We start from the raw sequence: 6,364 nt of genomic DNA, 5'->3' as shown, positions 1-6,364 counted from the left end.
GTTTAATCCCCACGCTCGAACACCGTCCTCTGATTTAAGTCGCCCCAGCTCTGGGGCGATGTCATTTCTGACTGATTAAAACCGCACTGCCACGGGAACATTTCACTATGCGCCTGCTTTCTGCCTTCACCAGCGATACCGATAAAGCCCTATGGCGCCTTGCGCTGCCCATGATTTTCTCCAATATCACCGTGCCATTGCTTGGGCTGGTGGATACTGCGGTGATCGGCCACCTCGATAGCCCGACCTATTTGGGCGGTGTAGCGGTGGGCTCCATGGCGACCAGTTTCCTGTTTATGCTGCTGTTGTTCCTGCGTATGAGTACCACCGGACTGACCGCACAGGCGCTGGGGGCGCAAAATCCGCAGGGGCTGGCGCGTGCCTTTATGCAACCCTTGCTGCTGGCCGTGTTGGCCGGGGTGGCCATTGTACTGCTGCGCTATCCGCTGATTGAGTTGGCGCTAAAAATCGTCGGTGGTGACGGGGCGGTGCTGGAGCAGGCTCGGTTATTCCTCGAGATCCGCTGGCTAAGTGCCCCGGCGGCGCTGGCCAATATGGTGATCCTGGGTTGGCTGCTTGGCGTGCAATACGTGCGTGCGCCGGTGATCCTGCTGATTGTCGGCAATCTGCTGAATATCGTATTGGATATCTGGCTGGTGATGGGGCTGGGCTGGAACGTGCAGGGTGCAGCGACGGCGACTGCCATCTCTGAATATGCCACGTTGCTGCTGGGGTTAGGGCTATCCTGGCGAGTGATGCGCATACGCGGTATTTCTGTGCCGATGCTGCGTCAGGCCTGGCGCGGTAATCTGCGGCGTCTGCTGGCATTGAATCGCGACATTATGCTGCGTTCATTGTTGCTGCAACTGTGTTTTGCCTCGCTGACTATTTTCGGTGCCCGGCTTGGCGGCGAGGTGGTCGCAGTAAATGCGGTACTGATGAATTTGCTGACCTTTACGGCTTACGCGCTCGACGGTTTTGCCTACGCGGTGGAAGCACATTCGGGCCATGCCTATGGGGCTCGTGACGATAGCCAACTGCGTAAAGTATGGCGTGCGGCTTGCCGGCAGGCCTGTCTGGTGGCGTTGGGCTTTGGCCTGCTCTATGCCGTGGCCGGCCAACAAATTATTGCGGCGTTGACCTCTTTACCGGAGCTGCGCGCACTGGCGAACCACTATTTGCCGTGGCAGGTGGTGCTGCCATTGGTGGGGGTATGGTGCTATTTGCTGGACGGCATGTTTATTGGTGCCACCCGCGGCGCAGAAATGCGTAATAGCATGGCAGTGGCGGCGGCTGGTTATGGCCTGACGCTGTTTACCCTACCGGTACTGGGCAATCATGGGCTATGGCTGGCGCTGGCGGTATTTCTTTCACTGCGTGGCATCGCACTCGGTTGGATTTGGCATCGCCACAGAGTGGATGGGACCTGGTTTGCAGCGGATTCGGCACGATAAAAAGCATTTAAACATTAATTTTATTTATGTTTTTTGTTCATATTAAGTTACATTTTCTTGAGCCAAATTGTTTCCGCTTACTTGCTGTTCTTTCGGGGTTTTTACTGAATTATATTTATTTGGCGAATTTTTATCCTGACTTTTTCCTTTTTATCGCTATCTGTGGCTATAGTTAATCATGTGGCTGGCGGAATGAATGGGAATAAGCATTCCATTTGTTCTGGTCGATTGACCAAAATTATTACTCAGTTAAGCCCAGCGACGAGTTTTTAAAACTGACTAATCACAGGTAACGGAGAGGTTATGAACAAAGATCAAGCCGACGGTAACTGGAAGCAGTTTAAAGGGAAAGTGAAGGAACAATGGGGCAAGCTGACCGATGACGATCTGACGGTCATTGAAGGGAAACGCGAACAGCTTGTCGGTAAAATTCAGGAACGTTACGGCTACCAGAAAGAGGCGGCCGAGAAAGAAGTGAAATCCTGGGAAGACCATAACAAGTATCGCTGGTAACGCGATGGGCCGCAGTGGATTGCGGCCACAGGCTACTTTTAAAGGCCTGGCGTTTTTATCCCCTTGACGCTATGGCCGCAGGTACAGGGAGGTACCTGAAAAACCAACCTATTTCTTCTTGATGGCAATGCTGTGATCGTGTTCGCCACAGTCATGCTTGCTGTCACAGGCTTCTACCTCAACGCAACCCGCACACAGGCCATGGGCCTCCACGACGTTGTGACGCAGGACAAAACCAGACTCTTTCGCCAGTTTTTGCAGCGTCTCTTCGACCCCTTCGGTCGTCCGTTCGGTCACCTGACCACAGCGATCGCAGATAAACAGCGCGGAAGTATGCGTCGGCTGTTCAAAGTGATGGCACAGCACGTAGCTGTTGGCTGACTCAACCCGATGAATGAACCCCTGTTCCAGCAGGAAATCCAGCGCACGGTACACCGTTGGCGGTTTGGCCTGGGGTTCGGCGACGCGCAGCAGATCGAGCAGGTCGTAAGCGCTGATGGCACCGGGCTGCTGTGCCATCAGGCGTAACACTTCCAGCCGCTGCGGTGTCAGTCGCACATTGCGTTGCTGACAGAGTTGTTCAGCCTGCGCCAGCAGCTTTTCCTGGGTGCTTGAGTTCATGGCAAATTTCCCGGTACGTAAAAAAGCCGATTTTACCATGCTTCAGCCGAATCGCCGAGAGTCGGCCCCTTTTCCTCTGATATGGCGCACTAATCGACTGGTTTACCGCCTGCCGCCAGCCTGGATTGCGATGATGTTCACACTTGGCGGCTGAAGTCGGAGGCAGTCAATCCTTAGCTGGCGAGTGAGTGTTGCAAGCGACCCGCCAATGCGGCCAGGTCCGGCGCGGGATTATGGCCAATCAGCATAAAGCCATGACGGCCATCGGCCCAGTAGACTACGTTCATGCCCTGGCGGCGCTCGCTCTCTGCGGGCAGCGGTTTGCCCGATTGCTGAATGATGCACAATGCCAGCGCACCATACTGCGCATCCTGCCAGGTCAATTGAGCGATACGCCGATCGTCGTAAGCCAACACGCGGGCGTTTTTCAACTCGGCGCCGCTCAGTATCAATTTCGGTGCCGAGAGGGCGATACCCAGTCGCTCGCCGGTTTGTTGTAACTGATGGGCGATCTGCGTTGCCGTGTCATCGTAGCCTGCCAGCGTTTCAGGTGTGTATAGCGCCATATACTGGGCGACCAAACCGCGCCAGTTCTCTTCTGGCTGGCTGAGCTGTAAATAGGCGCGATCGCCTGCGATGCCCAGTGCTAAAAAACCGACGGCGGCGGCTATCAGGCCACGCCGGCTGACACCATGCTGCATTGCAGGGGCAGTAAGGGGGCCTTCGGCCCGCAGCCGTTGTACCGGCGCTTCATCAAGCAAAGGATCAAATGCCTGCTTAAAGGGCAGGTTGCTGCGTGCCAGTAACGATAAACGCTCGGCCAGTGCCGGTTCGCCGCCCAGGCGCTGTTCCAGAAGCTGGCGCTGTTGTGGATCCAGTTGATTATCCAGATAGGCGACCAACAGTTCATCCGCGCTGTAGGTTGAACTCATGATTGTTCTCCTTTTGCCTGCGGTGAGCGGCTTTGCAGCACGCTGTCGTTTGCCAATCTCAGGCGTGCCGCCGCCAGACGGCTCATGATGGTGCCAATGGGAACGCCAAGCACCTCGGCGGCCTCACGGTAGGAAAGCTCTTCCACGTACACCAGAAACAGCGTGTTCCGCTGCGCTTCCGGCAGCCGGTTCACGCGTTGCATCACCTCATTAGCCCAAATCGGATCCTCGCTATTTTCTACCCCGGTCAGTTCATCGACGTCGACAAAACCTTGCCCCTGGCGGATATGCTGGGCGCGGATCTCGTTAAGCCAGATGGAGTGAAGGATGGCAAACAGCCAGCGGTCCATACGCGTCCCCACGGCAAACTGTGCGGCGCGCTCCAGCGCCCGCACACAGGTGGCCTGCACCAAATCGTCGGCAACATCCCGCCGGTGGGAAAGCACCAGGCCGTAGCGCCACAGGCGGGATAGATACTGGCCGATTTCGTTGCGGATCGCGTCGCTACTGATGTTTGCCTCCGGTTCGGCTAGATCATGATTCTGGGTGGTTATCGATGGCCGCAGCCAGATCGCGGTACTCTTCGCAGCCCGTGCCACACAGCGATTGGATCACCTTCAGTTGTTCTTTCGCCAGGTCCTGACGGCCCTTGACCATATAGGCTTCGCCCAGATATTCACGGACTTTTGGGTATTTCGGATCCAGCGCCACTGATTTTAAATAGTAGCCGATCCCTTCATCGGTGCGGCCGAGCTTGCGGGTAGCGTAACCCCGGTAGTTGAGCGCTACGGCGGTGTTGGGATCCTTCAGGGTATTGAGCATATCGAGCGCTTCCTGGTAACGACCGCTTTTTGCCAGCGCATAGGCATAGTTCGCCCGATCGTTGTCGTCGATCATGCTGCTTTTTTCCACCATGCAGGTCTTGGTTTTTGTGTCGTATATCTGGCCTTTCGGGCAGGTAGGCGTGGTCTGGCCGCTACTGTCACCGCCCATCGCCAGGGCCGCCCCGGAAAACAGCAAAGAACCGGCAATCACAGGCAACAGCAGGCGTTTCACGAAACTGTTCATGGTTGTTTCCTCATTGGGAAGGGTGCTGAGCTGCACCCCTGTCGAGTGAACACCCGACAGGGCTTTTTTATTCGTTTTTTAGGGTTCTTTTTTAGCCGCACGACACGACGGTTTTCCCAATGCCGCCGATTGTCGTTATAATAGCCGTTTGCGGCAGCATGCCGTTCGTTGAAACCAGACAGAATCAGGTAGCCAGTAGCCCAGCATGACGACGACAGACAACAACGCCCCAAAATACGCCGCCAATCGTTTCTCCATCGCGCCGATGCTCGACTGGACCGATCGTCATTGCCGTTACTTCCATCGCCTGCTGACCAAGGAAACGCTGCTGTACACCGAGATGGTGACCACCGGCGCGATTATCCACGGCAAGGGCGACTATCTGGCCTACAGCGAAGAAGAACATCCGGTGGCGCTGCAATTGGGCGGCAGCGATCCGGCCGCCCTGGCACACTGTGCCAAACTGGCCGAGCAACGCGGCTACGACGAGATTAACCTCAACGTCGGTTGTCCGTCCGATCGGGTGCAGAATGGCATGTTCGGTGCCTGTCTGATGGGGCAGGCAACGCTGGTTGCCGATTGCATCAAGGCGATGCGTGACGTGGTGTCGATCCCGGTGACGGTAAAAACCCGAATCGGCATCGACGACCAGGACAGCTACGAGTTCCTGTGTGATTTTATTGCCACCGTGGCCGGGCGTGGCGAGTGCGACATGTTCACCATTCATGCGCGCAAGGCCTGGCTGTCTGGCCTGAGTCCGAAAGAGAACCGCGAAGTGCCGCCGCTCGACTATCCGCGCGTCTATCAGCTTAAACGTGATTTTCCAACGTTGACTCTGGCCATAAATGGCGGGGTAAAAACGCTGGAAGAGGCGAAGGAGCACCTGCAGCACCTGGACGGTGTGATGATGGGGCGCGAAGCCTATCAGAACCCAGGTATTCTGGCGCGGGTCGACAGCGAACTGTTTGGCCGCCAGACCGACGTGATGGACAGCGTGGCGATTATTGAGTCGCTGTACCCTTACATCGAACGTGAACTGTCGAACGGCACTTATTTGGGCCATATTACCCGTCATATTCTGGGCCTGTTCCAGGGGATCCCGGGAGCGCGCCAGTGGCGCCGACATTTGAGCGAAAATGCCCACAAGCCAGGGGCCGATGCCCGGGTGGTTGAGCAGGCACTGGACCTGGTGCGCTTACCGCGTACCGAGATGGCATAACAGAGATAAAATCTGACTAAAAGTTAGTTGTTTTGACCAGGCATGTCGCGTTATGTGATGTGCCTTTTTTTTAATTTCAATCACTTAGTTTTTACGCAGTTTTGGCACGCTTCTTGTAATAGCTCAGCAGATACTTTGTTTTGCGAAGGAGCAAAATCATGTTGGAACTCTTCTTTCTGGTCGGTTTTGTCGTCATGCTGATGGTGACCGGGATTTCGCTGCTGGGTGTGTTCGCCGCGTTATTGGTGGCAGCCGCGTTTATGCTGATCGGCGGCCTGTTTGCGATGATGATTAAGCTGTTGCCGTGGCTGATTTTGGCGGTGGTGGTCGTTTGGATCTACCGTTCGATGCAGAAACCGCAAATACGCCGCTACTAATTTTTTGTCGAACAATCAGTCGGTCACGCTGAAATCCACGCAACAGACTTGCTCTGAATGCGGCAGCGATCACAGCTTGGTGTTTTAAATGCTAATGCGGCGTATTAGCCGTGTTTTTTGCGTTTCCGGGCTGTTAGCATGTTTGTCGATGCAGCGATGCGACCGATTTCATCACCGCAA

8 protein-coding genes are annotated in these 6,364 nt (G+C 55.5%); 4 read left to right on the top strand and 4 right to left on the bottom strand.

Annotated elements, in window-relative coordinates; genetic code table 11:
• Positions 1 to 107: 107 nt before the first annotated feature.
• Both dinF and BEI65_RS12350 read left to right on the top strand, forming a co-directional pair.
• A complete protein-coding gene (dinF, locus tag BEI65_RS12355; protein ID WP_099063593.1) occupies positions 108 to 1,454 on the top strand; it encodes an MATE family efflux transporter DinF in 1,347 nt (448 codons plus the stop codon).
• A 303-nt stretch (positions 1,455 to 1,757) separates the two neighbouring features.
• On the top strand, positions 1,758 to 1,967 hold the full coding sequence (locus BEI65_RS12350) for a CsbD family protein (protein WP_012147152.1): 210 nt from the start codon (positions 1,758 to 1,760) through the stop codon (positions 1,965 to 1,967).
• A gap of 108 nt (positions 1,968 to 2,075) precedes the next feature.
• Here the strand turns inward: BEI65_RS12350 and zur are convergent, their stop codons facing one another.
• The 4 genes from zur to BEI65_RS12330 all read right to left on the bottom strand — a co-directional run bounded on the left by zur (position 2,076) and on the right by BEI65_RS12330 (position 4,588).
• Positions 2,076 to 2,588, bottom strand: a complete 513-nt coding sequence (gene zur / locus BEI65_RS12345; RefSeq protein ID WP_012147151.1) for a zinc uptake transcriptional repressor Zur — start codon at positions 2,586 to 2,588, stop codon at positions 2,076 to 2,078.
• 173 nt (positions 2,589 to 2,761) lie between these two features.
• A complete protein-coding gene (locus BEI65_RS12340; protein WP_099063592.1) occupies positions 2,762 to 3,520 on the bottom strand; it encodes an anti-sigma factor in 759 nt (252 codons plus the stop codon).
• Positions 3,517 to 4,017, bottom strand: a complete 501-nt coding sequence (locus BEI65_RS12335; protein WP_198404438.1) for an RNA polymerase sigma factor — start codon at positions 4,015 to 4,017, stop codon at positions 3,517 to 3,519. Before BEI65_RS12335 ends, BEI65_RS12340 begins: the two co-directional genes overlap by 4 nt.
• Before the next feature lie 37 nt (positions 4,018 to 4,054).
• Positions 4,055 to 4,588, bottom strand: coding sequence for a tetratricopeptide repeat protein (locus BEI65_RS12330; RefSeq protein WP_099063591.1), 534 nt, complete (start codon positions 4,586 to 4,588; stop codon positions 4,055 to 4,057).
• A gap of 205 nt (positions 4,589 to 4,793) precedes the next feature.
• Here BEI65_RS12330 and dusA point away from each other — a divergent pair, with 205 nt between their 5' ends.
• Together dusA and pspG are read left to right on the top strand one after the other, a co-directional pair.
• Positions 4,794 to 5,807 (top strand): tRNA dihydrouridine(20/20a) synthase DusA, encoded by a 1,014-nt coding sequence (gene dusA, locus BEI65_RS12325; RefSeq protein WP_099063590.1) that lies wholly within the window; start codon positions 4,794 to 4,796, stop codon positions 5,805 to 5,807.
• A 158-nt stretch (positions 5,808 to 5,965) separates the two neighbouring features.
• Positions 5,966 to 6,184 carry an envelope stress response protein PspG gene (gene pspG / locus BEI65_RS12320; RefSeq protein ID WP_099063589.1) on the top strand — a complete coding sequence of 73 codons (219 nt, stop codon included), beginning with the start codon at positions 5,966 to 5,968 and terminating at the stop codon, positions 6,182 to 6,184.
• The last annotated feature ends 180 nt before the right edge of the window (positions 6,185 to 6,364 follow it).

The organism is Serratia sp. BW106, from assembly GCF_002607755.1.
In the GTDB taxonomy this organism is placed as follows: Bacteria; Pseudomonadota; Gammaproteobacteria; order Enterobacterales; family Enterobacteriaceae; genus Serratia; species Serratia proteamaculans.
Note: the sequence above shows the minus strand (reverse complement) of the source record. Positions and strands in the feature narration are given on the sequence as shown.

What these genes read in the sequence shown, in the direction of transcription:
- dinF (WP_099063593.1), top strand. Translation starts at nt 108, where the DNA reads ATGCGCCTGCTTTCTGCCTTCACCAGCGATACCGATAAAGCCCTATGG.
- BEI65_RS12350 (WP_012147152.1), top strand. Translation starts at nt 1,758, where the DNA reads ATGAACAAAGATCAAGCCGACGGTAACTGGAAGCAGTTTAAAGGGAAA.
- zur (WP_012147151.1), bottom strand. Translation starts at nt 2,588, where the DNA reads ATGAACTCAAGCACCCAGGAAAAGCTGCTGGCGCAGGCTGAACAACTC.
- BEI65_RS12340 (WP_099063592.1), bottom strand. Translation starts at nt 3,520, where the DNA reads ATGAGTTCAACCTACAGCGCGGATGAACTGTTGGTCGCCTATCTGGAT.
- BEI65_RS12330 (WP_099063591.1), bottom strand. Translation starts at nt 4,588, where the DNA reads ATGAACAGTTTCGTGAAACGCCTGCTGTTGCCTGTGATTGCCGGTTCT.
- dusA (WP_099063590.1), top strand. Translation starts at nt 4,794, where the DNA reads ATGACGACGACAGACAACAACGCCCCAAAATACGCCGCCAATCGTTTC.
- pspG (WP_099063589.1), top strand. Translation starts at nt 5,966, where the DNA reads ATGTTGGAACTCTTCTTTCTGGTCGGTTTTGTCGTCATGCTGATGGTG.